The 26,802-nt window shown below is 61.6% G+C and carries 31 protein-coding genes; 18 read left to right on the top strand and 13 right to left on the bottom strand.

Annotated elements, in window-relative coordinates:
* Positions 1-82 precede the first annotated feature (82 nt).
* The 10 genes from degS to BN1136_RS19145 all read left to right on the top strand — a co-directional run bounded on the left by degS (position 83) and on the right by BN1136_RS19145 (position 9,155).
* On the top strand, positions 83-1,210 hold the full coding sequence (degS, locus tag BN1136_RS19190) for an outer membrane-stress sensor serine endopeptidase DegS (RefSeq protein ID WP_043762657.1): 1,128 nt from the start codon (positions 83-85) through the stop codon (positions 1,208-1,210).
* Positions 1,211-1,521: 311 nt separating this feature from the next.
* Positions 1,522-1,884: a PRD domain-containing protein gene (locus tag BN1136_RS19185; protein WP_043762655.1), complete on the top strand. Its 363-nt coding sequence runs from the start codon at positions 1,522-1,524 to the stop codon at positions 1,882-1,884.
* Entirely contained in the window at positions 1,885-2,250 is a 366-nt protein-coding gene (locus BN1136_RS19180) for an SFCGS family glycine-rich protein (protein ID WP_043762653.1), read from the top strand.
* A complete protein-coding gene (locus BN1136_RS19175; RefSeq protein ID WP_043809095.1) occupies positions 2,250-2,546 on the top strand; it encodes a DUF4312 family protein in 297 nt (98 codons plus the stop codon). Before BN1136_RS19180 ends, BN1136_RS19175 begins: the two co-directional genes overlap by 1 nt.
* 25 nt (positions 2,547-2,571) lie before the next feature.
* Positions 2,572-3,348 carry a DUF4311 domain-containing protein gene (locus BN1136_RS19170; RefSeq protein WP_043762650.1) on the top strand — a complete coding sequence of 259 codons (777 nt, stop codon included), beginning with the start codon at positions 2,572-2,574 and terminating at the stop codon, positions 3,346-3,348.
* An 11-nt stretch (positions 3,349-3,359) separates the two neighbouring features.
* Entirely contained in the window at positions 3,360-4,010 is a 651-nt protein-coding gene (locus tag BN1136_RS19165) for a DUF4310 family protein (protein WP_043762648.1), read from the top strand.
* A 51-nt stretch (positions 4,011-4,061) separates the two neighbouring features.
* On the top strand, positions 4,062-5,201 hold the full coding sequence (locus BN1136_RS19160) for an amidohydrolase/deacetylase family metallohydrolase (RefSeq protein ID WP_043762647.1): 1,140 nt from the start codon (positions 4,062-4,064) through the stop codon (positions 5,199-5,201).
* Positions 5,185-6,300 (top strand): DgaE family pyridoxal phosphate-dependent ammonia lyase, encoded by a 1,116-nt coding sequence (locus tag BN1136_RS19155; RefSeq protein ID WP_043762645.1) that lies wholly within the window; start codon positions 5,185-5,187, stop codon positions 6,298-6,300. Before BN1136_RS19160 ends, BN1136_RS19155 begins: the two co-directional genes overlap by 17 nt.
* 108 nt (positions 6,301-6,408) lie before the next feature.
* Positions 6,409-7,149, top strand: coding sequence for a 2-dehydro-3-deoxy-phosphogluconate aldolase (gene dagF, locus BN1136_RS19150; protein WP_043762644.1), 741 nt, complete (start codon positions 6,409-6,411; stop codon positions 7,147-7,149).
* A 101-nt stretch (positions 7,150-7,250) separates the two neighbouring features.
* The gene (locus BN1136_RS19145; protein ID WP_043762643.1) at positions 7,251-9,155 is read left to right on the top strand and encodes a BglG family transcription antiterminator; all 1,905 of its coding nucleotides are present in this window, start codon (positions 7,251-7,253) and stop codon (positions 9,153-9,155) included.
* 16 nt (positions 9,156-9,171) lie between these two features.
* Here the strand turns inward: BN1136_RS19145 and npr are convergent, their stop codons facing one another.
* The 10 genes from npr to BN1136_RS19095 form a co-directional block, all read right to left on the bottom strand.
* Positions 9,172-9,444 (bottom strand): PTS phosphocarrier protein NPr, encoded by a 273-nt coding sequence (npr, locus tag BN1136_RS19140; RefSeq protein ID WP_010675868.1) that lies wholly within the window; start codon positions 9,442-9,444, stop codon positions 9,172-9,174.
* 19 nt (positions 9,445-9,463) lie between these two features.
* Positions 9,464-10,330, bottom strand: coding sequence for an RNase adapter RapZ (rapZ, locus tag BN1136_RS19135; RefSeq protein WP_043762642.1), 867 nt, complete (start codon positions 10,328-10,330; stop codon positions 9,464-9,466).
* 40 nt (positions 10,331-10,370) lie between these two features.
* Positions 10,371-10,817 carry a PTS IIA-like nitrogen regulatory protein PtsN gene (gene ptsN, locus BN1136_RS19130; protein WP_010675870.1) on the bottom strand — a complete coding sequence of 149 codons (447 nt, stop codon included), beginning with the start codon at positions 10,815-10,817 and terminating at the stop codon, positions 10,371-10,373.
* Positions 10,818-10,819: 2 nt separating this feature from the next.
* Positions 10,820-11,107 carry a ribosome hibernation promoting factor gene (hpf, locus tag BN1136_RS19125; protein WP_005305957.1) on the bottom strand — a complete coding sequence of 96 codons (288 nt, stop codon included), beginning with the start codon at positions 11,105-11,107 and terminating at the stop codon, positions 10,820-10,822.
* A gap of 20 nt (positions 11,108-11,127) precedes the next feature.
* A complete protein-coding gene (locus BN1136_RS19120; RefSeq protein ID WP_043762641.1) occupies positions 11,128-12,567 on the bottom strand; it encodes an RNA polymerase factor sigma-54 in 1,440 nt (479 codons plus the stop codon).
* 65 nt (positions 12,568-12,632) lie between these two features.
* The gene (gene lptB, locus BN1136_RS19115; protein ID WP_010675872.1) at positions 12,633-13,358 is read right to left on the bottom strand and encodes an LPS export ABC transporter ATP-binding protein; all 726 of its coding nucleotides are present in this window, start codon (positions 13,356-13,358) and stop codon (positions 12,633-12,635) included.
* Between the two features lie 12 nt (positions 13,359-13,370).
* On the bottom strand, positions 13,371-13,904 hold the full coding sequence (gene lptA, locus BN1136_RS19110) for a lipopolysaccharide transport periplasmic protein LptA (RefSeq protein WP_081843841.1): 534 nt from the start codon (positions 13,902-13,904) through the stop codon (positions 13,371-13,373).
* Complete coding sequence (gene lptC, locus BN1136_RS19105; protein ID WP_043762639.1) at positions 13,876-14,436, bottom strand: LPS export ABC transporter periplasmic protein LptC; 561 nt, start codon at positions 14,434-14,436, stop codon at positions 13,876-13,878. The genes lptA and lptC overlap by 29 nt, the downstream gene beginning before the upstream one ends.
* Positions 14,433-14,987, bottom strand: coding sequence for a 3-deoxy-manno-octulosonate-8-phosphatase KdsC (gene kdsC, locus BN1136_RS19100; protein WP_043762638.1), 555 nt, complete (start codon positions 14,985-14,987; stop codon positions 14,433-14,435). The genes lptC and kdsC overlap by 4 nt, the downstream gene beginning before the upstream one ends.
* A complete protein-coding gene (locus tag BN1136_RS19095) occupies positions 14,987-15,982 on the bottom strand; it encodes a KpsF/GutQ family sugar-phosphate isomerase (RefSeq protein WP_043762637.1) in 996 nt (331 codons plus the stop codon). Before BN1136_RS19095 ends, kdsC begins: the two co-directional genes overlap by 1 nt.
* Before the next feature lie 206 nt (positions 15,983-16,188).
* On the opposite strand from BN1136_RS19095, the gene mlaF reads away from it, so the two are divergent.
* The 7 genes from mlaF to murA are packed head-to-tail and all read left to right on the top strand — an operon-like array spanning position 16,189 to position 20,712.
* Positions 16,189-16,989: a phospholipid ABC transporter ATP-binding protein MlaF gene (gene mlaF / locus BN1136_RS19090; protein ID WP_043762636.1), complete on the top strand. Its 801-nt coding sequence runs from the start codon at positions 16,189-16,191 to the stop codon at positions 16,987-16,989.
* The gene (gene mlaE / locus BN1136_RS19085; protein ID WP_043762635.1) at positions 16,989-17,768 is read left to right on the top strand and encodes a lipid asymmetry maintenance ABC transporter permease subunit MlaE; all 780 of its coding nucleotides are present in this window, start codon (positions 16,989-16,991) and stop codon (positions 17,766-17,768) included. The genes mlaF and mlaE overlap by 1 nt, the downstream gene beginning before the upstream one ends.
* 7 nt (positions 17,769-17,775) lie before the next feature.
* The gene (gene mlaD, locus BN1136_RS19080; protein WP_043762634.1) at positions 17,776-18,276 is read left to right on the top strand and encodes an outer membrane lipid asymmetry maintenance protein MlaD; all 501 of its coding nucleotides are present in this window, start codon (positions 17,776-17,778) and stop codon (positions 18,274-18,276) included.
* A gap of 2 nt (positions 18,277-18,278) precedes the next feature.
* Entirely contained in the window at positions 18,279-18,911 is a 633-nt protein-coding gene (mlaC, locus tag BN1136_RS19075) for a phospholipid-binding protein MlaC (protein WP_043762633.1), read from the top strand.
* Positions 18,908-19,180 (top strand): STAS domain-containing protein, encoded by a 273-nt coding sequence (locus BN1136_RS19070; protein ID WP_043762632.1) that lies wholly within the window; start codon positions 18,908-18,910, stop codon positions 19,178-19,180. Before mlaC ends, BN1136_RS19070 begins: the two co-directional genes overlap by 4 nt.
* Complete coding sequence (gene ibaG / locus BN1136_RS19065) at positions 19,180-19,437, top strand: BolA family iron metabolism protein IbaG (RefSeq protein ID WP_043762631.1); 258 nt, start codon at positions 19,180-19,182, stop codon at positions 19,435-19,437. Before BN1136_RS19070 ends, ibaG begins: the two co-directional genes overlap by 1 nt.
* A gap of 18 nt (positions 19,438-19,455) precedes the next feature.
* Positions 19,456-20,712, top strand: a complete 1,257-nt coding sequence (gene murA / locus BN1136_RS19060) for a UDP-N-acetylglucosamine 1-carboxyvinyltransferase (RefSeq protein ID WP_043762630.1) — start codon at positions 19,456-19,458, stop codon at positions 20,710-20,712.
* A gap of 60 nt (positions 20,713-20,772) precedes the next feature.
* On the opposite strand, the gene pmbA is transcribed toward murA, so the two are convergent.
* On the bottom strand, positions 20,773-22,116 hold the full coding sequence (gene pmbA, locus BN1136_RS19055) for a metalloprotease PmbA (protein ID WP_043762629.1): 1,344 nt from the start codon (positions 22,114-22,116) through the stop codon (positions 20,773-20,775).
* Positions 22,117-22,230: 114 nt separating this feature from the next.
* Here pmbA and yjgA point away from each other — a divergent pair, with 114 nt between their 5' ends.
* Complete coding sequence (gene yjgA, locus BN1136_RS19050) at positions 22,231-22,755, top strand: ribosome biogenesis factor YjgA (protein ID WP_042074394.1); 525 nt, start codon at positions 22,231-22,233, stop codon at positions 22,753-22,755.
* Positions 22,756-22,834: 79 nt separating this feature from the next.
* On the opposite strand, the gene BN1136_RS19045 is transcribed toward yjgA, so the two are convergent.
* Together BN1136_RS19045 and tmaR are read right to left on the bottom strand one after the other, a co-directional pair.
* The gene (locus BN1136_RS19045; protein ID WP_043762624.1) at positions 22,835-25,918 is read right to left on the bottom strand and encodes a transglycosylase domain-containing protein; all 3,084 of its coding nucleotides are present in this window, start codon (positions 25,916-25,918) and stop codon (positions 22,835-22,837) included.
* Between the two features lie 214 nt (positions 25,919-26,132).
* Positions 26,133-26,450, bottom strand: a complete 318-nt coding sequence (gene tmaR / locus BN1136_RS19040) for a PTS system regulator TmaR (RefSeq protein ID WP_010672687.1) — start codon at positions 26,448-26,450, stop codon at positions 26,133-26,135.
* Positions 26,451-26,802: the final 352 nt, after the last annotated feature.

The following is a 26,802-nucleotide window of genomic DNA, read 5'->3' as shown; positions in this document are numbered from 1 at the left end:
ACACCCGCGGCGACCGCCGCGGGTGATTTTTATCCACCGATAGTGTTATTCTCTGCGCGCAGCGTGTACGGACGAGAATGACATGAAAATCCCACCTTTGATCAGTTACTTGGGCAAGTCTGTCGGCTTTGGCCTCACCGTGGCTGCACTCCTGTTGTTGCTGTTTCCCAGTTTTCGCGGAGGCGCGCACCTGCCGGGCCTCATCACCAATGCCCGTGAACTGAGCTTCTCCTACGCCGCCCACCGGGCCGGCCCTGCCGTCGTCAACATCTACACCCGCAGCTTTGCCGGCAATCGCGGCGAGAAAGCCGAGCTCAGGCCACAGGGACTGGGCTCCGGCGTCATCATGAACCAGCGCGGCCACGTGCTGACCAACTATCACGTCATCGCCGATGCGGATCAGATCATCGTCGCCCTGCAGGATGGCCGGGTGTTCAGCGCCGAGCTGGTTGGCACCGACAAGCTGACCGACCTGGCGGTGCTCTACATCGAGTCGGACAACCTGCCGGTGATCCCGCAGGATCCGGATCGGCTGCCGGACGTGGGGGACGTGGTGCTCGCCATCGGCAACCCCTACAACGTCGGCCAGACCATCACCCAGGGCATCATCAGCGCCACCGGCCGCATCGGCCTCTCCAGCATGGGGCCGGACAGCAACGGCCGGCAGGATCTGCTGCAGACCGATGCCGCCATCAACGAAGGCAACTCCGGAGGAGCCCTGGTCAACGGCCGCGGCGATCTGGTGGGCATCAACACCGCCGCCTACCACCTCAACGGCAACCAGGAGAGCTACGGCATCAGCTTCGCCATCCCCTACAAGCTGGCCAAGCGCATCATGGATGAGCTGATCGCCAACGGCAGGGTCATTCGAGGCTACCTCGGCATCTCCAGCGTCGAGATCAACCCCATAGTGGCGCGCATGCTGAACCTGGGCGATCTGCAGGGTCTGGTGGTGGAGAGCCTGGATCCCAACGGCCCTGCCACCAAGGCCGGCCTCAAGCGTGGGGACGTGCTGCTCAAGATCAACGGCGAGGCTATCACGGGCGTGCGTCCCGTCATGGACAAGATCGTCGAGAGCCGCCCAGGCACCAAACTCACCATCTCGGTGATCCGCAACGGCAAACCGCTGGACGTCGACGTCGTCATCGAAGAGGACCTGCGCTACCAGAATCAGAACCTGCCGACCAGCGGCGCCGTCCCCGCCACCTGACGGCAAGCTGACCAGAGAAGGGCCCAAGGGGCCCTTTATTGTGCCAGTCGGCTTCTGATCACCCTTTGTTTGCGAGCCACATCACATTTCTTGCCTGAGATTTTTCGGCCGTCGGGGCTACCAAAATGCGTTCCCGATCACAGCGCACCGGCATTCATGACCTCCTTTTTCCCCTGTCGGCCACAAAAGCGGCCTCTTGCGACGCCTTTCCACCCGAATTTCCGGTTCGAATCGGAAAAAGCCTGCCTCCTCCCTCCCGCGCCCCCGCCTTAAGGTACTTCCATCCTTTCTGCCAGCCTGGAGAGCAGACCTTGAATACCGACCCCCATGACAGCCCCCTGACCCCGGACAGCCCGGCACTGCTGCGCAAGACCGATCTCACCCTGGCCCGCATCCACAACCTGCTGGCGGATCAGGGCATCCGTCCCAACGAGGTGCAGCTGCAGATGCTGGCTTCCCACGTCAAGGCCATGGTGTGGCGCTCCCATAGCGGGGAATCCCTGCCGGAGGTCGACCTCAGCCTGTTCGAGGAGATCTCCCCCCTCTCCCTGCGCCTCGCCGAACAGGTCGTCAGCTGGCTGGAGCGACTCGCCTACGAGGAGGCGCACCTCCTGTCCGTCCATTTCGAAGTTGCCAAAGAAAATGAACTCAGCTCAGTCAAAGGAGAAAGCTAAATGACAGCCATCAAACTCGTGATTGGAGATCGTCTCGGCAAGGGTCAGAAGGTGGGAGCGGGCGCAGAAGCCGCCGGTGCTGCCGTGACCGTGATCCCCGGCATGGCCGCCGACATGAAGCTCGGTGATGTGATGAACAGGGAGCAGGCCGATCTCGGCATCTCCTTCTGCGGCAGCGGTGGCGCGGGCGCCATCACCGCCCAGACCAAATACGGCTACAAGTGCCGCTACGGCATGCGCTCCATCGAGGAGGGCGTTACCGCCATCAACGAGGGGTGCGTGGTGCTGGGCTTCGGCTTCATGGACAAGGAAGAGCTGGGCCAGAAGCTCGTCGAGGCCTTCGCCAAGAAACACGGACGCGCCTGATGAAAGAACACTTCACCACCCAGGTGACCGTCAACGGCAAGGGGGCGACCCGCCAGCAGGCGTTCGCCGCCGCCCTCAGCCAGGTGCAACCCGGCCTGCTCAAGGAGAACCCCCGGGTGATGCTGCGCATCGAGCCCCTCGAGGTCGAGGTGCTTGAGGCCGAGGAGTCGGTAAGGGTGGAGAAGTTCCTGTTCTTCTTCCTGCCGCGCCAGCGCCGCGAGTTCCGGGTCCGGCTGGCGATCACCGTCAAGGTCACCAGCCTGGACGTCGACAAGGTGAACTTCACCCTGATCTGACCCCACAACCAAAAGGACAAGTTGGATGTTTCTAATCATTTTGATGAAGTCACTCATCATCGGCGGCCTGGTCGGCGTCGGGGTGGGGGCTGGCGCGGCGCGGATGTTCCACGCCCCGACCGTACAAGGCATGGGGGCCTTCCGCACCCTGGGCGAGCTCAACTCCTGCGAGGGGGATCCCGCCTCCCACTTCTCGTTCGGTCTGGGCTTCTTCTTCAACGCCTGGGCCTCCACGGTCGCGGCCGGGGCCTTCACCCAGGACGTGGATCACCGCATTCTGCCGAACTGGGGTGCTGCGGCCCTGATGTTCAAGAACCGGGATCTCGCCACCACCCTGCATGACCCCAAAAAGATGGCCATCGCCTGCGGCATCATAGGGGCCATCGTGGTCGCCTTCCTCAACAGCACGGCCGCCGCCGTCCCCGCCGCCCTGCAGGTTACTGCGGTCAAGGTGCTGGTACCGGCCGCCAACCTGCTGGTCAACACCGTCATGCCGGTGATCTTCTGGCTGGCCGCCATCGAGGCGGGCAAGAAGTCCGGTTTCTGGGCCACCATCTTCGGCGGTCTGGCGCAGCTCATCATGGGCAACGCCGTGCCGGGTCTGGTGCTCGGCATCCTGATCGGCAAGGGGGTGGAAGAGAGCGGCTGGAACCACGTCACCCGCGTCATGATGAGCGCCATCGTGCTGCTGTTCGTGCTGAGCGGCTTCTTCCGCGGCTTTGACATGAAACTGATCGAGTCCTTCCACCTGGGCATCCCCCTGTGGCTGGAAAACGTCCACAACCTGCTGAGCGGCAAATAAGGGGTCACACCATGGATGAGAAACTGAGAAACAACTTCTGGTATGCCGACTGGTCCTTCCCCATCTTCGTCGGCCTGCTCTCCTCCGGCGTCTTCGCCGGTACCCACATGTTCTACCTCTACGGGGTCGGCGCCTTCAACGAGGTCGCTTTCGTCGCCATGCTCAAGGCCGGGATGGACACGGGTGCCTACGGCGCGGTGGCCGCCTTCGGCGCCAGCTTCCTGTTTGCCCGCATCATCGAGGGCTCCCTGGTGGGGATACTGGACATCGGCGGCGCCATCCAGACCGGGGTGGGCCTTGGCGTGCCCGCCCTTCTGCTGGGGGCCGGGATCGTCTACCCGGTGGAGAACTTCACCGCCTCCCTGGTCACCGGCATGGCGATTGGCCTGGCCATCGGCTACGTGATCATCCTGGCGCGCAAGTTCACCATCAACCAGAGCGACTCCACCTACGGGGCTGACGTCATGATGGGGGCCGGCAACAGCTCCGGCCGCTTCCTCGGCCCCCTGATCATCCTCTCCGCCATGGGCGCCTCCATCCCCATCGGCATCGGCTCCCTGCTGGGCGCCCTGGTGTTCTACCTCTGGGAGAAACCCATCACGGGGGGCGCCATCCTGGGAGCCATGCTGTTCGGCACCTTCTTCCCCATCGCCCTGGCATAAGCCGGCGCCACACTCGCCGCCCTTAGGGGCGGCACTGTCGAGGTCATCAGCATGTACGACACGATCATCAGGGCGGGATGCCTGGGAAACGGGCAGCTCGTCGATATCGCCATCAAGAATGGCAAGATAGTGGTGCTGGGTTCGCTGCCAGAGAGCACTGAGGCGAAGCAAACCCTCACTCTGGCTGGACAGGTGCATGTGAGCGCCGGCTGGATCGACGGCCACACCCACTGCTACCCCGCCTCCCCCCTCTATCACGATGAGCCGGACAAGGTGGGGGTAGCGTCAGGTGTCACCACCGTCATCGACGCCGGCAGCACCGGGGCCGACGACGTGGACGACTTCCAGCAGATCGCCGCCGGCTGCAAGACCCGGGTCCACGCCCTGCTCAACATCTCCCGCATCGGTCTGCTGCGCCAGAACGAGCTGGCGGATCCCGCTGACATCGACCCCGCCCTCGCCCAGGCAGCCATCCGGCGCCACCCCTCCTTCATCGTCGGCATCAAGGCGCGTATGAGCGGCAGCGTGGTGGGCGAGAGCGGCCTGCAGCCCTTGCGCGTGGCCAAGCAGATCCAGCGGGACAATGGCAACCTGCCGCTGATGGTGCATGTGGGCAACACGCCGCCGGATCTCGACGAGATCGTCGCCCTGCTGGGGGATGGCGACCTGCTGACCCACTGCTTCAATGGCAAGCCGAACCGCATCCTGACTCCGGCGGGTGAACTGCGCCAGGCGGTGCGCGAGGCGATGCAGCGAGGACTGTTGCTCGACATCGGCCACGGCGGCGCCAGCTTCAGCTTCGAGGTGGCGGAGCTGGCCATCCGCCAGGGGATCCTGCCCCACACCATCAGCTCCGACATCTACTGCAAGAACCGCATCAAGGGGCCCGTCTACAGCCTGGCCCACGTGATGTCGAAATTCCTCGCCATCGGCATGACCCTGGAACAGGTGCTCGCCTGCGTCACCCACCAGGCCGCCGATGCCCTGCGCCTGCCCGGCAAGGGGCGCCTCGAGGTGGGCGCCGATGCCGACCTGACCCTGTTCCAGGTCGCAAGCGACCCGATTCTCTTTGCCGATACCGAGGCCGCTACCCGCCACGGCGACCGGCAACTGCTCCCCCTCGCCGCCCTGGTCGGCGGCGAACTGGTTCTGACTCACAACGGGAAATCACACCATGCCTTCTGTGTATGAGAAATATCAGCTCAAACCGGTGATCAACGCCTCCGGGCGCATGACCCTGCTCGGCGTCTCCACTCCCGAGCAGGAGGTGGTCGACGCGGTCAACTTCGGCCTGGGTCACTACTTCGAGGTCAAAGACTTGATCGACAAGACCGGCGCCTACATCGCCGGCCTGCTGGGGGCCGAGGATGCGGTGGTGGTATCCTGCGCCAGCGCCGGCATCGCCCAGTCGGTGGCCGCCATGATAGTGCGCGGCGACCCCTACCGCCTCGAGCAGTTACACGCCCATGACCACGGGGTACCAAGCGAGATCGTGCTGCCCAAGGGGCACAATGTGAACTTTGGCGCCCCCGTCGGCACCATGGTCAGCCTGGGGGGTGGCAAGGTGGTGGAGGCAGGCTATGCCAACGAGTGCTCTGCCGCCCAGCTGGCCGCCGCCATCAATGCCAATACCGCCGCCATCCTCTATATCAAGTCCCACCACTGCGTGCAGAAGAGCATTCTGTCGGTGACCGAGGCGGCCGAGGTAGCCAGGGTCCACGGGCTCCCGCTCATCGTCGATGCGGCGGCGGAGGAGGATCTGCACCTCTACTACAACCAGGGAGCGGATCTCGTCATCTATAGCGGGGCCAAGGCCATCGAGGGGCCCACCAGCGGGCTGGTGCTCGGCAAACGCCAGTATGTGGCGTGGGTCAAGCAGCAGGGCAACGGCATCGGACGCGCCATGAAGGTAGGCAAGGAGGGGATCCTCGGCCTGACTCACGCCATCGAGCGCTACCTGGCCAAAGAGAAGGAGAGCGGCGCCGCCATGGTCGCCAAGATGACCCCCTTCATCGAAGGCCTCAACCAGCTGCCCGGCGTCACCGCCAGGGTCGTATGGGACAGCGCGGGGCGCGACATTGCCCGCACCGACATTGCCTTCGACCACCAGCAGATCGGCATGACCACGGTGCAGGTCGTTGCCCGCCTGCAACAGGGTACGCCGGCCATCTACTGTCGCGGCTACAAGGCCAACGAGGGGCACATCGAGATAGACGTGCGCAGCGTTACCGTCCCCCAGCTCGACCAGATCCATGCCGCCATTGCCCACCTCGTTCAGGAGAACAACTGATGTCACTGACTCCCAATTTCTACCGCGATCAGATTTGCCTCAACGCGTTACCGGGTTTCACACAGCATGCCGTCGTCGACAGCCACCTCTAATCCAGGAGAACTCCTTATGTCTCTTACGCCCAATTACTACCGCGATCGGGTCTGCCTCAACGTGCTGGCCGGTTCCAGAGAGAATGCCGTCGAGATTTATGAAGCCGCCGAGGGCCACGTGCTGGTCGGCGTGCTCTCCAAGAACTACCCGGATGTCCCTGCCGCCGTCGCCGACATGAAGGAGTACGCGGCGCTCATCGACAACGCCCTCTCCATCGGGCTGGGAGCTGGCGATCCGCGCCAGTCCGCCATGGTGGCCGAGCTGGCTCGCCAGCTGCAGCCCCAGCACGTCAACCAGGTGTTCACCGGGGTCGGCGCCAGCCGGGCACTGCTCGGCCAGTCTGCCACCCTGGTGAACGGCTTGATCTCTCCCACCGGCACGCCGGGCATGGTGAAGATCTCCACCGGCCCGCTCAGCGCCGGGCAGCCGGACGGGATTGTCCCCATCGATACCGCCATCGCCCTGCTCAAGGACATGGGCGGCAACTCGGTCAAGTTCTTCCCCATGGGCGGGCTGGCCTGCCGCGCCGAGTATCAGGCTGTGGCCGAGGCCTGCGCCCGCCACGGCTTCTGGCTGGAACCCACCGGCGGCATCGATCTGGACAACTTCGAGGAAATAGTGCGGATCGCGCTGGATGCCGGGGTCGAGAAGGTGATCCCTCACGTCTACAGCTCCATCATCGATAGCGCAAGCGGTCAGACCCGGCCCGAGGACGTGCGCACCCTGCTCACCATGGTGAAGGGGCTGCTGGCCTGATAGCCAGGGGCACCGGTCAGATCACTGGCCGGTGCCTGGCTTGTCATTGACCCCCTTGTTAACATCGACCCACAGTGCGCGACAGGAGTCCCCTTTCCCCCATGATCAAGCTGCCCCACCCCAGGCTCCACCAACTGCTGGCCCAGCTCCACGCCGAGCCCTTGCCTCAGGAGGAGCTGGCCCGCCGCCTCAATGTCTCCACCCGCACCGTGCGCACCGACGTGGCGACCCTGAACGAGCTCATCACCACCCAGGGCGCCCATCTGATCCACCAGCGTGGCAGCGGCTACCAGCTCAAGATCTACAATCAGGGGCTGTTCGACGCCTTGCTGGCGGCACAGGGGCAGGAGAGCGCCCTGCCCCGCACCAGCCGCGAGCGGGTGCTGCACCTGCAGATCCTGCTGCTGACGGCGGAACAGGGGATCAAGCTCGACGAGTTGGCGGACACCTGGTACCTGAGCCGGGCGGCACTGCAGGGAGACATGGCGGAGGTGCGGGAGCGGCTCGCTCACTTCGGGCTCGCCATCGACAGCAAGCCGAGGCTCGGGATGCGCATTCAGGGAAACGAGACGGCGATCCGCGCCTGCCTCACACAGCTGCTCTGTCAGGAACTGTTGCAACAGCATCCGCTCCAGAGCCTGCTGCCTACCCTCTGCCCCAGCAAGACGCTGGAGGTAGTGGGCAATCACATTCACGAACAGCTCGGCCGACATCAGCTACGCCTCGCCGACGAGAGCCTGCAGCAAGTCACCGTCTACTGCGCCGTCGCCCTACTTCGGCAAGCCTCCGGCCATGAACTGATCCAGTTTGCCAGCGACGACATCACCCCGCCCCTGGCGGCAGTGGCCCGCGATATCTATGCCGCCCTGCCCACCCTGACGCCACCGGGGGAGGAGGAGATCGCCTGCCTCTCCATCCAGATCCAGGCCCGTCTCACAGCCGACACCCCCCAGCTCGGCCCGACCATGGCCGCCGAGAGCAAGCAGCTGACGGAGCATCTGCTGACCTACATCCACCAGCACTACCCCTATGACCTTCGCGGCGATCCTCAGCTGCGGGCCGATCTGCAGACCCATATCAGCGCCATGCTGCTGCGGGTCAAGTACCAGATCGGCAGCCACAACCCGCTGGCGGACCACATCAAGCAGTATTACCCCCTTGCCTACGACATCACCCTGGCCGCCATCTCGGAGTGGATCAGGCAGACCCCGTACCGGCTGACCCACCATGAAATCGGCTACCTGGTGATCCACATCGGGGTCGGGCTTGAGCGCCACTACGACATCGGTTACGCCCGGCGCCCCCAGGCGCTGCTGCTGTGCGACGCGGGCAATGCCACCTTCCGGGTGCTGGAGGCGCGCATCCGGCGGGAGTATCCCCAACTTCAGCTGATGACGCTGGAGTCGGTACGGGATTATGAAGGGCTGGCGCGGGTCGAGCAGGACTTTGTCGTCAGCACCGTCAAAGTGAGCGAGAAGAACGTACCCGTGGTGCAGGTAGCCCCCTTCCCGACCCAGTATCAGCTGGAGCAGCTCGGCAAGCTGGTGCTCATCGATCGCACCCGCCCCTATCTGCTCGACAAGTATTTCGATGCCGAGCACTTCATGGTGGTGAGGGAACCGATCAGCCAGGACGAGCTGTTTGCCCGCATCTGCTCCCAGCTGGAGCGCGAGGACCTGGTGGAGAGCGGCTTTCGGGGATCCCTGCACGAACGGGAACGCATCGTCTCCACCATGCTGGGGGAAGGGATCGCCCTACCTCACTCCCTCGGTCTGCTGGCGCGCCGCACCCTGGTCTATACCGTGCTGGCCCCCCAGGGGATCGACTGGGGCAATGGCGAGACCGCCACCCTCATCTTCGTGCTGGCCATCGCCAAGGCCGACTATGAGGAGGCGATGGGGCTCTACGACCTGTTTCTGGCACTGATGAACGAAAAAGCCAGCAGGAACCTGCTGGCTTGTCGGGACTTTGCCGCCTTCAAGGCGCTGGCGCGCTGCGCCTCCTGAGGCGAGTCGGGGCCGCTTACTCCTCGTTGAAACCCGAGGTAAACAGCGCCACCACCGCGGCCAGTGCCTCCACCTCTTCGGGGCCCTCCACCTGGACTTCCACCTGCTTGCCCTGGGCGGAATCCAGCATCAGCAGGCCGATCACGCTGTCCGCGTCGGCCTCGACCCCTTCCTCGTTGCGCAGCAGCACGTGGGCATCGAATCCCTGCACCAGCTCGAACAGCATCATGGCCGGTCTGGCGTGGATGCCTAGCTTGTTTTTGACTTCTACCGAGGCGGAAACTGTCATCTGAGCATCCTGTGGTCTGTCAGGCCTGAGTGGACCGCTTGTCCAGCGTCCGGTGGCGGATCTGCACGTTCTTGCCAAGCAGCCGGAATGCACTGGCCAGCCGCTCGGCGATGAACACCGATCTGTGCTGCCCGCCGGTGCAGCCGATCCCGACCGTCACATAGCTGCGGTTGTTGCGCTCCAGGTGGGGCAGCCAGGTCGCCAGCATGTTCTCGATCTGCTGGATGAACAACATGACATCCGGCTGGCTCGAGAGGTAGTTGGCCACAGGCTCGTCCTGGCCGGTGAAGGGCTTGAGCTCCGGGATCCAGTGGGGATTGGGCAGGAAGCGGGCATCGAACACGAAGTCCGCATCCTTGGGGATGCCGTACTTGAAGCCGAACGACTCGAACACCAGCACCAGCTCGTTTTCCTTCTTGCCGAGCACCCGGGTCTTGATGAGCTCGCTGAGGTCGTGAATGCTGAGGTTGGTGGTGTCGATGCGCAGGTCGGCGGTCGAGGAGAGGGGCGCCAGCAGGTGGGTCTCTTCCCGGATCGCCTCGTCCAGGGACAGCTTGTTCCGTGACAGGGGATGCAGACGGCGGCTCTCGCCGTAGCGCTTGAGCAGGGTCGTGTTGTCCGCATCGAAGAAGAAACTCGAAAACTCCACCCGCCCCTCGTTGCGGACCTGGCTCAGCAGGCTCTCCAGCCTGTCTGTCTGGGCGGGCAGGTTGCGCACGTCGATGCTGACCGCCAGCTTGTCATACTGGCTCTCCACCGACACGATCAGCTGAGGCAGCAGGTTGACCGGCAGGTTGTCTACGCAGTAGTACCCCAGATCCTCCAGCACCCTCAGGGCTACCGTCTTACCGGAGCCCGAACGGCCGCTTACCACTATTAACTGCATCTTGTCCCCTCACGCCAACGTGGCTGTGTCAGACCCGGCCTCAGGCCGACGTCATGATCTGATAGAGTTCTTCGTCGCTGGTCGCCTGGCGCAATTGGCGGCAGACGGCCTTGTCACCCAGCTTGGATGCCATCAGGGAAAGAGTCTTGAGATGCTGCTTGCACTCGCTTTCCGGCACCAGCAATGCAAAGAGCAGGTCAACCGGTTGATTGTCGATCGAATCGAAAGGAATGGGTTCGGAGAAGGTCATCAACACGGCGGTCGGCGCAAATGCGTCGTCGATCCGGCCGTGGGGAATGGCAATACCGGCACCGATACCGGTACTGCCCATCTTTTCCCGCGCCAGCAGGCTTTCAAACAGGACCTGGCGGGAGGCGCCGAGGCGCTCTGCGGCCAGTTCACTGATGATCTCGAGCGCGCGTTTCTTGCTGGTACAAGGGACCGCACTCTTGGTGCAGTCCCGACTCAGTATGTGTTCAAGTTGCATAGTTATTTTTGATTTAACTTATCTTTGTGCTTGATGATCTGCCGATCCAGTTTATCCAGCAGGGTATCAATCGCCGCATACATGTCGGCATGCTGCGAATTGGCGAACACCTCACCCCCGCTGACGTGCAGCTTGGCTTCGGCGATCTGGTTCAGTTTTTCGACGCTCAACACCACATGCACGTTGTTGATATGGTCAAAGTGACGCTCGAGTTTGGCAAATTTGTTGTTCACATAATCACGCAGAGCTTCGGTAATCTCGACATGGTGTCCGGTCAGGTTAATTTGCATAACGTCTTCCTTTTGTTTGCCTAAACCAGGCGTTTGCGCTGATTGGATGGCGGGATCAACAAGGATTCACGGTACTTTGCGATCGTGCGTCTCGCCACCATAATACCCTGTTCGGCCAGCAAATCCGCGATCTTGCTATCACTAAGCGGCTTGGCGGGGTTCTCCGCCGTCACCAGCTTCTTGATCAGGGCGCGAATAGCGGTCGATGAGCACTCTCCTCCTCCCTCCGTATTGACGTGACTGGAGAAAAAAAACTTCAGTTCAAAAATGCCGCGAGGCGTGTGCATGTACTTCTGGGTCGTGACCCGCGAGATGGTCGACTCATGCATCTCCACCGCCTCGGCGATGTCGTTGAGCACCATGGGTTTCATCGCCTCTTCACCATACTCGAAGAAGCCCTGCTGCTGCTCGACGATACAACTGGCCACCTTGAGCAGGGTGTCGTTGCGACTCTCCAGACTCTTGATGAACCATTTGGCCTCCTGCAGGTGGGAGCGGATGAACTGGGTATCCGTGCTGCTGCGGGCATTGCGTGCCATGGCCGCATAGGCCTCGTTGACACGAATGCGCGGCGCCGAATCCGGGTTGAGCTCCACCACCCACTTGCTGCCCTTCTTGACCACGGACACATCCGGAATCACGTATTGGGATTCGCTCTGGATGATGCCGTTGCCGGGCCTGGGCTCCAGCTGCTGGATGAGATCCAGCACCTCCTTGAGGTCGCTCTCCTTGAGCCGGGTCTTGCGTGCCAGGGTGCGATAGTCGCGATTGCCAAGCAAGTCCATGTGCTCGCGGATCACCTCCCTGGCCTCGTTGAGCCAGGGCAACTCGGGCGAATACTGGCCGAGCTGGATAAGCAGGCACTCCTGCACCGAGCGGGCGGCGATACCGACCGGATCGAAATGCTGCACCCGCTTGAGTACCGCTTCGATCTCATCCAGTTCAACTTCTACCTCTTCGCTGCTGACTGCAGCCTGAATGTCCTCGAGAGAAGCGGTCAGATAGCCGGATTCATCGATGGCATCGATGATGGCAAGCGCGATGGCGGCGTCCACATCGCTGAAGGGGGTGAGACGCATCTGCCACAGCAGGTAGTCCTGCAGGTTCTCGGTGGTTTCACCCTGATAGAGGCTCTCCTCCCCGTCGTGGATCGGGCCTGCGCTCTGGGCCGTACCGGCCGAATAGACTTCGTCCCAGGTGGTGTCGACCGGGAGCTCGTCCGGCATCTTGTCCTGTGCCATGGCGTCGCTGGAGTCGAGCTGACTAGCATCGTGTGGCTCCGCCTCACTGGTTTCCTGCGCATCGTTCTCCTCTTGCTCCAGCAAGGGGTTGTTATCGAGCGCTTGCTGAATTTCCTGCTGGAGTTCCAGGGTGGAGAGCTGGAGCAGACGAATCGCTTGTTGTAATTGTGGCGTCATGGTCAGTGACTGACCGAGGCGCAACTGTAATGTCGGCTTCATCTACGTCGGGATATCCTTATGTTCAGCGAGGCGGTCACCTAACAAAAATGAGGGGTGCCCCCTTACTATAGACTGAATTGATCGCCCAAATAGACGCGCTTGACCTGTTCATCGGCAAGGATGTCGGCCGGGGCACCCTCGGCAATCATCTTGCCGTGGCTGACGATGTAGGCCTTCTCGCACACGTCCAGCGTCTCTCTGACGTTGTGGTCGGTGATCAGCACACCCAGCCCGCGTTCTTTCAGGTGCTGGATGATCTTCTTGATATCAATGACGGAAATAGGATCCACGCCTGCAAAGGGTTCATCCAGCAGGATGAATCGCGGCTCCGCCGCCAGCGCCCGGGCAATCTCCACCCGGCGCCGCTCCCCTCCTGACAGGCTCTGCCCCAGGCTATCGCGGATGTGGGTAATGTTGAACTCTTCCAGCAACTGTTCGACCTTATCCTCCCGCTCTTCCCGGCTCAACCCCTTGCGGGTCTGCATGACCCCCATCAGGTTGTCGAACACCGAGAGGCGCCGGAAGATGGAGGCCTCCTGTGGCAGGTAGCCGATGCCATTGCGCGCCCGGATGTGCATGGGCTGCAGGCTGATGTCCTGCTCGTCGATGGTGATGAGACCGGCATCCCGCTGCACCAGACCCACGATCATGTAGAAGGAGGTGGTCTTGCCCGCCCCGTTAGGACCGAGCAGGCCCACGATCTGGCCCGTACCCACCTCCAGGCTCACATCGCTGACCACCATGCGGCGCTTGTAGCTCTTCTGCAACCCCGTTGCTTTTAACACTGCCATGGCTTCTGTTTCCTACTTCTTCTGGTCGGCGGGCTTGTCGAAGTTCTCTACCTGATCCGGCAGGAACACCGTCTTGACGCGCTGGGTGGGTCCCTTGCTCTCGGCGATCATCTTCTGTTTCACGATGTCATAGCGGATCAGATCGCCAGTGACCTGGCTGTCTTCCTGTTTCAGCTGGCCGTTGCCGGTGATGGTCACCAGCCGGTTCTTGAGCTCGTAGCGAATGCTGTTGCCGTGGGCATTGACCGGTTTGCCGTTGTCCAGCACTTGGAAGAAGGTGGCCGGGTTGCCATAGGCCGTCATGACCTCAGCCCCCTTCTCGCCTGAGCGGATCACCACCACCTTGTCGGCCTTAATCTTGATGGTGCCCTGGGTGATGATCACATCCTCGCTGAAGGTGATGCGATTGTCCTGCATCTCGGCTACCTGTCTGACGGCATCCACATAGACCTTCTCGGCGAAGTCGGACTCTTTGGCGTTCAGGGTGCCACACAGCAGCAGGGCAGTGAGCGCCAGATTAACGTTTTTGATTGAAATAAGTGGCATGGCCTTTATCCAGTAACTCGAAATATTTACGTTCCAGGTGACCCTTCAGGCCAACGCCCTCGGTCTGGAATTCCTGGCCCACGATGCTGATGTGCTGGTTGCTTCTCAGCTCCTGCGTCACCAGGTCCATCTCCAGATAAGGGGTATCCAGCGTGGAGATGAAAGTAGCCGGCAACAGGCCGTCCAGATGCACTTTGTCACGCAGGATCACATTGTCGTCTGTGTTGAGCACCCCGGTCTCGGCCGTCACCTTCCACTCGGCCTCACCCTTGTCATCGAACATGTAAACCACAGGCTTGTCGAAGGTGGACTGCTCGAGGACCTGATAATACTCCGCATAATCCGACTCCAGCCGCTCGGTCCGCTTGCCCTGTTCGTTGAAGCGGGTGGTCACCAGATGTTTGGCGGTGAAGTCCGGCTGGAAGTTCTCTACCTTGGTCGTCGGCTCGGGCGCCAGCTCTATCTCCCCCAACTGCCAGGCGGCAAGCGCCACCAGGAACAGCAGGCCGAACAAAACCGTCTGCTTGTTCATCGCGACACCTCGGGTGGATAGTCCCCCACCCCCTGGGCCTGCAGGATGAGATCGCACACTTCGCGCACCGCACCGACACCGCCTCCCAGCCGTGTCACCATGTCAGCCCGCGCCCGTACCAGAGGATGGGCATCCGCCACGGCGATACCCAGGCCACAAGCCTGCATCACCGGCAGATCGATGGTGTCATCCCCCATATAGGCGGCTTGCGATGCATCCAGTCCCAGCGTGGTCAGCAACGCCTCGAAATGGGGCAGCTTCTCATCCGCCCCCTGCACCAGGTGTTGCACCCCCAGGCTCTTCATGCGATCGCTGACGATGCGGGAGCTGCGCCCCGTGATGATGGCGATCTCGATGCCCGCATTGAGCAGGGCCCGCATCCCAGCCCCGTCACGGGTGCAGAAGGTCTTCAGCTCTTCGCCGTTGTTGCCCATATAGATGAAGCCATTGGAGAGCACCCCATCCACATCGCACACCAGCAGGCGGATCTGCGCCGCCTTCTCGTACTGGCTGCGCGTCACCGGACCATAGAGGGTCGGTACGTCTTGCATCAAATTACTCCGGCTTTCAGCAGATCGTGCATGTTGAAGGCGCCCAGCGGACGTTTCTCCCCATCCACGACCAGCAACCCGTTGATTTTTTTGGTTTCCATCAGTTTGACGGCTTCGGCCGCCATCATTTCAGGCCCTACGGTAACACAGTTGGCCGTCATGACGCGGCTGATGGGAGTGTGGTGAATATCCACCTGCAGATCCAGGATCCGCCGCAGGTCGCCATCGGTGAACAGGCCGGCCAGCAGCCCCTGTTCATCGACCACCGCCGTCATCCCCAGCCCCTTGCGGCTCACTTCCAGCAGCGCCTGGCTGATGGTGGCATCTATCCCCACCTTGGGCAACAGATCACCAGCGTGCATCAGGTCGCCGACCCGCAGCAACAGCCGTTTGCCCAGGGAGCCGCCGGGGTGGGAGAGCGCGAAGTCGTCGGCGGTGAAGCCGCGGGCTTCCAGCAGAGCCACCGCCAGCGCATCCCCCATCACCAGGGTTGCCGTGGTACTGGAGGTCGGTGCCAACCCCAGCGGGCAGGCCTCTTTTTCCACCTTGATGCACAGGTGCACGTTGGCCTCTTTCGCCATGGTGGAAGCCGGGTTGCCCGTCATGCAGATGAGCGGGATGCCGCGGCGCTTGAGCACCGGCAGCAGGGCAAGGATCTCGTCGCTCTCGCCAGAGTTGGAGATGGCGATGATGAGATCCCCCGCGGAGATCATGCCGAGATCCCCGTGGCTGGCTTCGCCCGGGTGCAGGAAGAAGGCGGGCGTCCCCGTGCTGGCCAGGGTCGCGGCAATCTTGTTGCCGATATGACCCGACTTGCCCATGCCGGTGACCACTATCTTGCCACCGCAGCGCAGCACCATCTCGCAGGCCCGTTCGAAGGCCTCGTCAAGGTACTGGTAGAGCCCATCAATGGCTTGTTTTTCTATGTCCAGCACCGCTCGGGCACTGCGACGAAAATCGAACAATTCAGACACTTTTTCAGGCTTTACAGACATAAAGGCACAGCTCCGGGCCGAAATTTGCTGCGGGATTATAAAAAAGTCTGCCGAGATAAGCGAATCGGATGCGGAATGGCCGGTCAGCGATGCAAATTGTTACATAAAACTGTCGCGCCTTTGGGGGGGAAACCCGCTCAATAGTTGTTCCTTGCTGTTGCTTAGACCTAGACTAGCCCATAAAATTCGCTCTTCATTTATACCGGATGGACAATTGTTTGAACGATGACCTGATCACCATCTCCGACCTGACGTTCAGTCACGGAGATCGGTTGCTGTACGACAGGATCAACCTGACCATTCCCCGTGGCAAGGTCACCGCCGTCATGGGGCCGAGCGGGATCGGCAAGACCACCTTGCTGCGCCTGATCGGTGGCCAACTGAAACCGGAATCGGGTCACATCCTGTTCGACGGGGAAGACATTCCTACTCTCTCCCGTTCACGCCTCTACGAGGTGCGCAAACGGATGAGCATGCTGTTTCAAAGCGGCGCCCTGTTCACCGGCATGACCGTCTTCGACAACGTGGCCTTTCCGCTGCGGGAGCACTCCGGCCTGCCGGAGGAACTGATCCACGCCATCGTCATGATGAAGCTGCAGGCGGTTGGACTGCGCGGCGCGGCAAAACTGATGCCGTCCGAGCTCTCCGGCGGCATGGCACGACGCGCGGCCCTGGCCAGATCCATCGCGCTGGATCCGGATCTCATCATGTATGACGAGCCCTTCGTCGGCCAGGATCCCATCACCATGGCGGTGCTGGTCAAGCTGATAAAGGAGCTCAATGACGCCCTTGGCATCACCTCCGTCATCGTCACCCACGACGTGAAGGAAGTGCTGAGCATCGCCGACTACGCCTACATCATCGCCAACCGCAAGGTGGTCGCGCACGGCACGCCGGAGCAGCTGCGCGAGGAGCACAATCCCGAAGTCGAGCAGTTCCTGAAGGGATTGCCTGACGGTCCTGTCCCGTTTCATTTTCCGGCAGGCGACCTGCTACAGGATCTGTGATGCTGACAACTCAGATAAGCAAGCTGGGACGCAGCGGGGTGCGCTTCATCAGCGCCATCGGCCGCGCCACCATCATGCTGTTTCATGCGCTGGCGGGACGCCCCCAGCCGCGTAAACACTTCCCGCTGCTGGTGCAGCAGCTCTACGTGGTGGGGGTACAGTCCGTCGCCATCATACTGGTGTCGGGCCTGTTCATCGGCATGGTGCTCTCCTTGCAGGGCTACAACGTACTGAAGGATTTCGGCGCAGAGCAGAGCCTGGGCCCCCTGGTCTCCCTCTCCCTGCTCCGTGAGCTGGGCCCCGTGGTGACCGCCCTGCTGTTCGCCGGTCGTGCGGGTTCCGCCCTCACCGCCGAGATCGGCCTGATGAAGGCCACCGAGCAGCTCTCGAGCCTCGAGATGATGGCCGTCGATCCCCTGCGTCGGGTCGTGGCGCCTCGCTTCTGGGCCGGGGTCATCAGCATGCCGCTGCTGGCCTTCATGTTCAGCCTGATCGGCATCTTCGGCGGCAAGCTGGTCGGTGTCGATTGGCTGGGAGTGGATGAGGGCGGCTTCTGGTCCGCCATGCAGGCCTCCGTCGACTGGCAGGACGACATCATGCAAGGGGCAGTGAAGAGCCTGATCTTCGCCCTGGTGGTCACCTGGATAGCGCTCTTCAACGGCTATGATGCCAAACCGACCTCGGCCGGGATCAGTCAGGCGACGACCCGCACCGTGGTCCACTCATCCCTGGCCGTGCTCGGTCTGGATTTTATACTCACCGCAGTCATGTTTGGATAAGGGAAAGATGAAGTTCAGCAAAGTAGAATTTCTGGTTGGCGCCTTCATGCTGGCTGGCATCGCGGCCATTCTGGCATTGGCACTGCAAGTGGCGGGATTGAGTTTCAAACCGGAAGGAGAAACCTATACCCTGCGCGCCCATTTCGATAATATCGGCGGCCTGAAAGTTCGTTCGCCGGTCAAGGTCGGCGGTGTCGTCGTCGGCCGGGTCAGCGACATCAGTCTGGAGCCCAAGAGCCAGGTCCCCGTCGTCACCCTGCAGATGCAGAAGAGTGCCGGCGAGTTCTCCGAAACCAGCACCCTCTCCATCCTGACTTCGGGTCTGCTCGGCGAGCAGTACATCGGTCTGGCACCCGGCTTCAGCGATGAGGAGATGGGCACCAGCATGCTCAAGGATGGCGACATGATCGAAGACACCAAGTCCGCCATCGTGCTGGAAGACCTGATTGGCAAGTTCCTCTATAGCCAGTCCTCTCCGGCCGCCAGTACACCCGCAACCAAGGAGTAACCATGTTCAAGAAGATCGCCCTGCTGCTGGGTCTGATGACCAGCATGCTGTTCTCCCTCGTCGCCCAGGCGGAGATCAACAGCTCGGATCCCTATGCCCTGGTGGATCAGGCCGCCCAGCAGACCTTCGCGCGCCTGAAATCCGACCAGGCCCAGGTCAAGAGCAACCCCGACCATCTGCGCGTCATCATCCGCGAAGAGCTGCTGCCCTATGTGGACAACCGCTTCGCTGCCTACAAGGTGCTCGGCAACCAGATCAAACAGACCACCCCGGCCCAGCGTGATGCCTTCGTCGAGGTCTTCACCGAATACATGGTGAGCTCCTACGCCGATGCCCTGGCCCACTTCGACAAGCAGACCGTCCAGGTGCAACCCGGCAAGGTGGCCGACAGCAACATCACCGCCGTCAACGTCAGCGTGAAAGAGGCCGGTAAACCGGACATCTTCCTCGAGTTCAAGCTGCGCAAGAACAACAAGACAGGCGAGTGGAAAGCCTTCGACATGGTTGCCGAAGGGATCAGCCTGCTCTCTGCCAAGCAGAACGAGCTGGGTGGCCTCATCCGTCAGAACGGCATCGATGCGGTGATCGCCCAGCTGCGCGAACACAATGCCAAGCCGCTGGTCATCAAGTCATGAGACTGAGTGGCGAGTTGCAGGCGGCTCAGGTCATCGAGCTGTGGCAACGCCGTGCCGACTGGTGGCAGGAAGACCAGCTCGAGCTCGGCGAGGTCACGACCCTGGATTCCGCCGGCCTGGCCCTGCTGGTCAAGTGGGCCAAGGCAACCCTGGCGCGAGGCGCCACACCGACTCTGGTGGGTGCCTCCAACGATTTCCATACGCTGGCCAACCTTTACGGGGTGGCCGGTTTGTTTCAATCAACCCCGCTCACAACTGAGGACGCATAATGCAAGTCTCTGAAATTGAAGCGATACTCCTCGAGGCTTTGCCATTGTCCGAAGTCCATGTCAAAGGGGATGGCAGTCACTACCAAGTGATCGCCGTCGGCGACATGTTTGACGGCATGAGCCGGGTCAAGAAGCAACAGGCCATCTATGCCCCTCTGATGGACAAGATTGCCACCAACGAGATCCACGCTCTCTCCATCAAGGCCTATACCGAGGCCGAGTGGAAACGCGAGCGTAAATTCCAGCTGCCCTCCTGATTTGGTAAAGAAGTAACCATGGACAAATTCAAGATCACCGGCCCCTGCACCCTCTCCGGTGAAGTGACCATCTCCGGCGCCAAGAACGCCGCCCTGCCGATCCTGTTCGCCACCCTGCTGTGCGATGAAGAGGTGCAGCTCTCCAACGTGCCGCGCCTCAAGGACGTGGGCACCACCCTCAAGCTGCTGGAGATGCTGGGCGCCTCCACCAAGGTCAACGGCAATGTGACCGTGCTGACCGGGGCCGTGAACAACCACGTAGCCCCCTACGAGCTGGTGAAGACCATGCGCGCCTCCATCCTGGCACTGGGTCCGCTGGCAGCCCGCTTCGGGGCGGCCGACGTCTCCCTGCCCGGCGGTTGCGCCATCGGTGCCCGTCCGGTCAACCTGCACGTCCATGGCCTGGAGCTGATGGGCGCCAAGATCACCATCGAGGACGGCTACATCAAGGCCCGTGTCGACGGTCGCCTGAAGGGTGCCCACATCCTGATGGACATGGTCTCCGTCACCGGTACCGAGAACCTGATGATGGCCGCCGCCCTGGCCGACGGTCGCACCGTGATCGAAAACGCCGCACGGGAGCCGGAAGTGGTGGATCTGGCCCACTTCCTCAATACCTTGGGCGCCAAGATCCAGGGCGCGGGCACCGACACCCTGACCATCGACGGCGTCGAGCGCCTGCACGGTGGCAGCTACAGCGTGCAACCTGATCGCATCGAGACCGGGACCTTCCTGGTGGGTGCAGCGGTCACCGGTGGCAAGATCACCTGCCGCAACACTGACCCCAGTCTGCTGGAAGCCGTACTGGTCAAGCTGGAAGAGGCTGGCGCCCTGATTGAGAAGGGTGACGACTGGATCACCCTCGACATGACAGGTCGCACCCTGAAGCCTGTCACTATCAAGACCGCCCCCTACCCGGCGTTCCCGACCGACATGCAGGCCCAGTTCACCGTCCTGAACGCGGTGGCCAAGGGTACCGGCATGGTCACCGAGACCATCTTCGAGAACCGCTTCATGCACGTACCCGAGCTGGTGCGGATGGGCGCCGACATCGAGCTCCAGGGCAACGTGGCCATCTGCCGCGACACCACCCAGCTCAAGGGGGCCCAGGTGATGGCGACCGACCTGCGCGCCTCCGCCAGCCTGGTGCTGGCCGGCTTCGTGGCCGAAGGGGCCACCATAGTCGATCGCATCTATCACATCGACCGTGGCTACGAAGACATCGAGCACAAGCTGCAAGGCTTGGGCGGCTGCATCGAGCGCATCAAGGCGTAATCCTCGCGCCCATAAAAAAACGGCACCCCTGGGGTGCCGTTTTTGTTTGTCCGCCTGGAGTCAGTGACCGGCCAGCTTCATCTGTTCTACCAGCACGGAGCCGGTCTTGAGGCTGGAGCGCTCATCCTCGTCGCTCCCCACCGCCACTATGTGGCTGAACATCTCGGCCAGGTTGCCGGCGATGGTGATCTCCTCTACCGGATAGAGGATCTCGCCGTTCTCGACCCAGAAACCGGCGGCGCCGCGGGAATAGTCGCCGTTGACGATATTGACCCCCTGCCCCATCAGCTCGGTCACCAGCAACCCGGTGCCCATCTCCTTGAGCATGCCCTGGAAATTCTGCCCCGTATTGGACACCTGCCAGTTGTGAATGCCGCCGGCGTGTCCCGTGGTGCTCAGCCCCAGCTTGCGGGCAGAGTAGGAAGTGAGCAACCAGCTCATCAGCTCGCCGTTGCGCACTATGTCCATGTCGCGTGTACGCACCCCTTCGCCGTCGAACGGGGTACTGGCCAGCCCGCCCAACAGGTGGGGGAATTCCTGGATGGTGAGCCACTCGGGCAGGATCTGCTTGCCCAATTTGTCGAGCAGGAAACTCGACTTGCGGTAGAGGTTGCCGCCGCTGATGGCCATGACCAGGTGTCCCCAGAGCCCGGCCGCCGTATCGGGATGGAACAGCACGGGCGCGTGGCGGGTGCTGATCTTGCGGGCACCGAGACGGGAGACGGTGCGCTCCACCGCCTCGTCGGCGATGCGCTGCGGGCTCCACAGCCCGGAGAGGGAGCGGCTGGAGGAGTAGCCGTAGTCCCGTTGCATGTCGCCATCCTGCTCGCCGATGAGCACGCAGCTAAGAGAGTTGCGCGACGCCGCATAGCCCTTGACGAAGCCGTGGCTGTTGCCGTAGACCTTGACCCCCAGATGGCTGGAGAAACTGGCGCCGTCGGAGTGCTTGATGCGGGCATCCCGGCCAAGCGCCAGACGCTCGCACTCGATGGCCAGCTCGATGCCGCGCTCGGGATCGAGCTCGATGGCGTGACAGAGCTGCAGATCCGGCGCATCCCAGGCCAGCAGCTCGGCATCCGCGAGGCCGGCACAGTCGTCCGGGGAGGTATGGCGGGCAATCTCCATGGCCGCTTCCACGGCAGCGCGAATGGCTGGCTTGGTCAGATCCGTGGTGGAGGAAGAGCCCTTGCAACCATCGCGATAGACAGCGATACCGAGCGCTCCGTCCTTGTTGAATTCGATGCTTTCCAGCTCACAGCCCCGGGTGTTCACCGAGAGGCCGGTCTGTTTGCTGATGGAGACTTCGGCAAGCCCGGCACCCAGCCCTTTCGCTATCGCCAGGGCTTCTGCGACCACGGCCTCGAGATGGGCTTGATCCTGGCGGATTTGATCTTGCTGGTCCATAACTCACATCTGTATGAAGGAAGGAAAGGGACTAAGCATATCAGACCCCTGCGTCCAGCGGGAGAAGCTGGTAACATATCCGCCAAAACGTGAATGACAGGAATCAAGAGACCGATGAGTCAATATCAAGACGACAACGAGTGGGAAGACTGGGGTCCCAGCAAGAGCCAGCTCAAGCGTGACGCCGAGGCCTTGCAGAAGATGGGCGAAGAGATCGTCTCCCTGAGCCACAGCGAGCTGGAGAAGATCCCGCTGGACGAAGAGCTGGCTGAAGCAGTCGAGCTGGGTCGCAAGCTCAAACCAAAGAAGGACGAGTCCTTCCGTCGCCACCTGCAGTTCATCGGCCGCCTGATGCGCAGTCGCGATGTCGGCCCCATCGAGGAGGCCCTCTCCATCATCAAGATGCGCCACTCCACTGTGAACGCCCGCCTGCACCGTCTCGAACAGTGGCGCGAGCGCCTGATCACCGAGGGTGACAGTGCCCTCAACGAGCTGATGTCCCAGTTCCACGAACTGGACCGTCAGAAGCTGCGCCAGCTGATCCGCACCGCCAACAAGGAGCGGGAGCTGAACAAGCCGCCGGTCGCCTATCGCGAGATGTACCAGTACCTGCGCGGCGAGATCGAAGATCAGCTGTAAACCACGGCGCGCTCTCGGGTTAGTCGCAGGATAGCAAGAATAAAAACGGGGCCAGTCAGGCCCCGTTTTTTATGTGTTATCAGCTTCCCGCCACACACTGGGTATGGGTACCGGGCTGCAGGTAGGGCACCAGAAGGGGAGCCATTCCCTTGAGCACCTGTACCGGCAGGGCCGAGGTGAAGCGGAACTTGTCCGACTGACTGCCCGGCACATAGGCCGTCAGTGTCCCGAAGTGGTCATCCCCGATATAGAAGACAAAGGTCGCGGTCCGGTTGCGGGCCAGCGAGCTGGTCACATTGCCGTAGCGGCCCACCGTCTCGATCCGGTTGTCCCCCGTACCCGTCTTGCCCCCCAGGGCCAGGACGGTGCCGTCCGGCAGGGCAAAGGCACCGGCAATTCGCCGTGCCGTCCCCCCTTCCACCACCTTGGACAAGGCATTGCGCAAGGCGCTGGCCACCTCGACCGACATCACCCGGGTACCCTGGGTATTGGCCGGCTCAAAGACGGTGGCAAAGGGGGTCCCCTTGGCGAAGGAGAGATGCTCGATGCGCAGGGTAGGTGCCCGCATCCCGCCATTCTGGATGATCCCCATCAGCTCGGCCAGGGCCGCCGGTCTGTCCCCCGAACTGCCAAGGGCTGTCGCCAGCGATGGCACCAAATGGTCGAACGGATAGCCCAGGCGCGCCCAGCGCTGATGGATGTCGAGGAACGCCTCGACCTCCAGCATGGTACGGATCCGGCTGTCACGGGCACTGCGATGACGAGTCTTGAACAGCCAGCTGTAGACCTCCTGGCGCTCGTCCCGGCTCGCCTCGACGGCATCGGAGAAGGTCGCCTTGTCAAACGCCTTGAGATAGGAGAGCAGCCACAGCTCCAGCGGGTGTACCCGAGCGATATAGCCTTGATCCGGCAGTGAATACTTACCTGGACCATAGCTGACGTAGAGCTGTTCTATCCGTTTGTCGCTCAGCTTCTCCCGGGGCAGGCGCTTGGCCAGGAAGGCGGCAAACTCCGCCTGGGATGCTTCCGGCATCAGGTAGCGGTGTACGGCTGCGAGGCGCACGGCGCTGGGCTTGAGGCCATCGAGGAAGGTGTCGAGCTGCTCTTCCGCTGTCTTGCCACGATATTTGCGCCAGAAGCGCAGCAGGTAGGTCTGCCCCTCCTTGTCCGCAAACTTGGCAAGGTACTCAGTGCGGCGTGGATCCTTGTCGTCCTTCAGCAACTGGGCCCGGTTGCCCTCTTTGTAGAGGCTGTAGCGCACGATGTCACGCATCAGCCGCACGAATGGCAGGTTGATGGATTCACGCAGCGCATCGCGGATGGGTGGAATGCGGCCGTTGTCTTCCTTGCGGAAGTTGTTGAAGGTGTGCATCCCGCCACCGGTGAAGAAGCCTTCATAGGGACTCGCGGAGTACTTGCGATCGAGTGCCGCCTCCAGCATCACGGGGAGACTCCGATCCTTGGCACTGATCAGGTAGGCGATGGCCCAGCGGCTGATGTTGTCCTGGTCGGCGACCTCTATCTTGCGCAAGCTCTCGACCGGCATGTTTCCGTAACTGTCATGCAGTTCAGTGACGATCTCGAGGTAGGTGGTCAGCACCCGCAACTTGGCGGTAGAGCCCAGTTCCAATTTGCTGCCCTCGTTGATGTCGAACGGCTGATCCGTGTTGTCGGTCTGCACCCGCACCTTGACCCCTTCCGGAGTCTTCTCGAACAGGGTGAAGCTGTATTTCACGTCCCCCGTCTTCTCCGGCGAGAGCAGGCGCTCACCAAATAGACCGACCTGGGCGGCGAAGGCGGGATCCGCCAGCTGCTGCAGATAGCGGGAAACCTCGTTTTGCAGCGGCATGTTGAGGGTGGCATTGGCCGTCAGATCCATGCGATCCAGATCATACAGCTGCACCCCGAGCTGGCGGCTCAGACGGGTGCGCGCCACCTGCAGACCCTTGTTGTTGTTGACCCGGGTAATGGCCGGCGCCTGAAGGAAGTCGCGGAAGACCAGCTTGGCCTTCAGAGCCGACTCCATCAAAGGTGGCGTGATCATACCCTCCTGCACGAACAGTCGCAGGTAGCTGTCGGTCAGGGTAGAGAGCGCCTCTCGCCCCTGGGCCAGGTAGTAGGAGGGACGACGGTGGGCAATCATCAGGGAAACCACCTGACGCAGGGCCAGGCCTTGCTCGGCCAGCGTGGCATTCTGGTTGCGGGCGGGATCCAGCAGACGGTTTACCTCGTCGACATTGGCGCCGAACCAGACCCAAAGGCCATCCCCCAGTCCATGGACCTCGCCATATCCCGGGGCGGCGGAAAGCGGCACCGAGTTGAGGTAGGCCCAGGCAACCAGCTTGCGCGCCTCCAGCGTCTCGGGCCCCAAACGATAGGCACGCACGCTGGCCGAGACCATCTGGCGGATCTTCTCGGTCGGCGAAACGGTCAGACCGTCGGGAGAGTGGCGATACTTCTCCACCTGGGTCGCCAGCGTACTGCCACCCGCAGATTGGTCCTGCATATCCAGCGCCTTACCCACCTGGGACATAGCCGCCTTGGCAAAGCGCGGCCAGTCCACAGCCGGATTGGCGAGGGGTTCCTTGTTGCTCAGCAGATCCCGGTTCTCGATGAACAGCAGCGACTGTATTACCAGCGGCGGTATGGCGCTGAAATCCGCGTAGTAATGAGTCGGGTACTTGTACTGATAGAAAGGTTCGGCACGACAGTCATGGAGCGTCAACCCAGCCTGTACTTTCTCGGTGTAGGGAACGAAGAAGCCGTGGCTGGCATAGTTGTACAGCGCATCGGAGAAATACACCTGTTCACTCACCTGATAGCCACGCTGGACAAGGCGTTCCTGGATCATGGGCATCAGCACATAGCCCAACCGCTTGTCGAAAGGACCGTCATCCGGGAAGGCGATCTGCTTGCTGGGGCCGGGCTCGACCTGATAAGTCAGCTCGGCCGCATAGCGGGAGATCTCCTGTGACTGCAGCCGGGATGTCTTCATCTCATAACCGACCAGGGCGATCACGGCAGCCAGGCAGAGCAAGAAGATAAAACAGAACAGCCAGCGCCACCAGGGGCGACGCTTGCGCTGAGGTTGCCCGTCCGCATGCGGTACGGATGAATCCTGAGTTGCCACTTTAATCGAATCCGTCTGTTTTGATGCGCCCATATCAGCCCCACCATGGTTGCGCAATTTATTGTCTTTCAATCAAGCTTAGTCGTTTCAAGTCAAAGGCTTGAAAACTATTGACTGCTTTGCAGCGATGTTAACAGGGCGATTGTGAAAAGGGGAGCCGATTGTTGCGGCTCGACAAGAGATCCGAGCTGCGGGATAGAAAGCAAAACACCGGCCAGAGGCCGGTGTTCAGGGTAATGGAGTCGCGTTACTTGCTGGTGCTCATGCTCTTCAGCTTGGTGCTGAGCTCCTTGCGCTCCTTGGACAGCTCGGCGTTTTTGATGATGTGGTCATCGACACGCTCCTCATAGTCCGTACGCATGTTGGCGATAATGGCCTGAACCTCATCGATGCTCATGCCGGGCTTGATGTAGTCGCTCAGGTTGTCGAGCAGCAGAACCCGCTTCTGGTTGTCACGGATCTTTTTCTCGTTATCCGCGATTTCACGCTTGAGCTTGTTCTGGCGACGGGACATACGCACATATTCCAGCACATCGTTGAAAGTAGACTTGTTTACTTGTTCCATATCGATACCACTGACTGAAGGTGAATGAAAACAGGTGGATATTCCCAGACCAGATAGAGAAAAAAGGCATGGCACGGGCAAACCCAGAATGCCCTTACTCTACCGAGTTATGGTGCAGATACAACCCTAATCGCGGGCCTGGTGTCGGATTTGGACGAAGGAGTCTCGGCTGGATAATCCCGATGGAAATGGGTAAATAACACACCATCGTCTCTGCACATTGCGTTATGACAGTGAAGATGCGGCTCCACTGCCCGCTAAGACAAGGGACAAAGAGAGGTAAAAGGCAAAAACAAGAAAGGATTCAGACAGAGAATGGAAATCTACAGACAAAAAAAGCCCGCTCGGATGA

Origin of the sequence: Aeromonas taiwanensis (assembly GCF_000820165.1) — a bacterium.
In the GTDB taxonomy this organism is placed as follows: domain Bacteria; phylum Pseudomonadota; class Gammaproteobacteria; order Enterobacterales; family Aeromonadaceae; genus Aeromonas; species Aeromonas taiwanensis.
Note: the sequence above shows the minus strand (reverse complement) of the source record. Positions and strands in the feature narration are given on the sequence as shown.

What these genes read in the sequence shown, in the direction of transcription:
- dagF (WP_043762644.1), top strand. Translation starts at nt 6,409, where the DNA reads ATGTCTCTTACGCCCAATTACTACCGCGATCGGGTCTGCCTCAACGTG.
- mlaF (WP_043762636.1), top strand. Translation starts at nt 16,189, where the DNA reads ATGGACAATTGTTTGAACGATGACCTGATCACCATCTCCGACCTGACG.
- BN1136_RS19180 (WP_043762653.1), top strand. Translation starts at nt 1,885, where the DNA reads ATGACAGCCATCAAACTCGTGATTGGAGATCGTCTCGGCAAGGGTCAG.
- mlaD (WP_043762634.1), top strand. Translation starts at nt 17,776, where the DNA reads ATGAAGTTCAGCAAAGTAGAATTTCTGGTTGGCGCCTTCATGCTGGCT.
- pmbA (WP_043762629.1), bottom strand. Translation starts at nt 22,116, where the DNA reads ATGGACCAGCAAGATCAAATCCGCCAGGATCAAGCCCATCTCGAGGCC.
- BN1136_RS19145 (WP_043762643.1), top strand. Translation starts at nt 7,251, where the DNA reads ATGATCAAGCTGCCCCACCCCAGGCTCCACCAACTGCTGGCCCAGCTC.
- BN1136_RS19070 (WP_043762632.1), top strand. Translation starts at nt 18,908, where the DNA reads ATGAGACTGAGTGGCGAGTTGCAGGCGGCTCAGGTCATCGAGCTGTGG.
- murA (WP_043762630.1), top strand. Translation starts at nt 19,456, where the DNA reads ATGGACAAATTCAAGATCACCGGCCCCTGCACCCTCTCCGGTGAAGTG.
- ptsN (WP_010675870.1), bottom strand. Translation starts at nt 10,817, where the DNA reads ATGCAACTTGAACACATACTGAGTCGGGACTGCACCAAGAGTGCGGTC.
- mlaE (WP_043762635.1), top strand. Translation starts at nt 16,989, where the DNA reads ATGCTGACAACTCAGATAAGCAAGCTGGGACGCAGCGGGGTGCGCTTC.
- BN1136_RS19160 (WP_043762647.1), top strand. Translation starts at nt 4,062, where the DNA reads ATGTACGACACGATCATCAGGGCGGGATGCCTGGGAAACGGGCAGCTC.
- BN1136_RS19095 (WP_043762637.1), bottom strand. Translation starts at nt 15,982, where the DNA reads ATGTCTGTAAAGCCTGAAAAAGTGTCTGAATTGTTCGATTTTCGTCGC.
- npr (WP_010675868.1), bottom strand. Translation starts at nt 9,444, where the DNA reads ATGACAGTTTCCGCCTCGGTAGAAGTCAAAAACAAGCTAGGCATCCAC.
- tmaR (WP_010672687.1), bottom strand. Translation starts at nt 26,450, where the DNA reads ATGGAACAAGTAAACAAGTCTACTTTCAACGATGTGCTGGAATATGTG.
- yjgA (WP_042074394.1), top strand. Translation starts at nt 22,231, where the DNA reads ATGAGTCAATATCAAGACGACAACGAGTGGGAAGACTGGGGTCCCAGC.
- BN1136_RS19120 (WP_043762641.1), bottom strand. Translation starts at nt 12,567, where the DNA reads ATGAAGCCGACATTACAGTTGCGCCTCGGTCAGTCACTGACCATGACG.
- lptC (WP_043762639.1), bottom strand. Translation starts at nt 14,436, where the DNA reads ATGAACAAGCAGACGGTTTTGTTCGGCCTGCTGTTCCTGGTGGCGCTT.
- lptB (WP_010675872.1), bottom strand. Translation starts at nt 13,358, where the DNA reads ATGGCAGTGTTAAAAGCAACGGGGTTGCAGAAGAGCTACAAGCGCCGC.
- lptA (WP_081843841.1), bottom strand. Translation starts at nt 13,904, where the DNA reads ATGCCACTTATTTCAATCAAAAACGTTAATCTGGCGCTCACTGCCCTG.
- BN1136_RS19170 (WP_043762650.1), top strand. Translation starts at nt 2,572, where the DNA reads ATGTTTCTAATCATTTTGATGAAGTCACTCATCATCGGCGGCCTGGTC.
- BN1136_RS19175 (WP_043809095.1), top strand. Translation starts at nt 2,250, where the DNA reads ATGAAAGAACACTTCACCACCCAGGTGACCGTCAACGGCAAGGGGGCG.
- hpf (WP_005305957.1), bottom strand. Translation starts at nt 11,107, where the DNA reads ATGCAAATTAACCTGACCGGACACCATGTCGAGATTACCGAAGCTCTG.
- mlaC (WP_043762633.1), top strand. Translation starts at nt 18,279, where the DNA reads ATGTTCAAGAAGATCGCCCTGCTGCTGGGTCTGATGACCAGCATGCTG.
- rapZ (WP_043762642.1), bottom strand. Translation starts at nt 10,330, where the DNA reads ATGCAGTTAATAGTGGTAAGCGGCCGTTCGGGCTCCGGTAAGACGGTA.
- kdsC (WP_043762638.1), bottom strand. Translation starts at nt 14,987, where the DNA reads ATGCAAGACGTACCGACCCTCTATGGTCCGGTGACGCGCAGCCAGTAC.
- BN1136_RS19155 (WP_043762645.1), top strand. Translation starts at nt 5,185, where the DNA reads ATGCCTTCTGTGTATGAGAAATATCAGCTCAAACCGGTGATCAACGCC.
- degS (WP_043762657.1), top strand. Translation starts at nt 83, where the DNA reads ATGAAAATCCCACCTTTGATCAGTTACTTGGGCAAGTCTGTCGGCTTT.
- ibaG (WP_043762631.1), top strand. Translation starts at nt 19,180, where the DNA reads ATGCAAGTCTCTGAAATTGAAGCGATACTCCTCGAGGCTTTGCCATTG.
- BN1136_RS19045 (WP_043762624.1), bottom strand. Translation starts at nt 25,918, where the DNA reads ATGGGCGCATCAAAACAGACGGATTCGATTAAAGTGGCAACTCAGGAT.
- BN1136_RS19165 (WP_043762648.1), top strand. Translation starts at nt 3,360, where the DNA reads ATGGATGAGAAACTGAGAAACAACTTCTGGTATGCCGACTGGTCCTTC.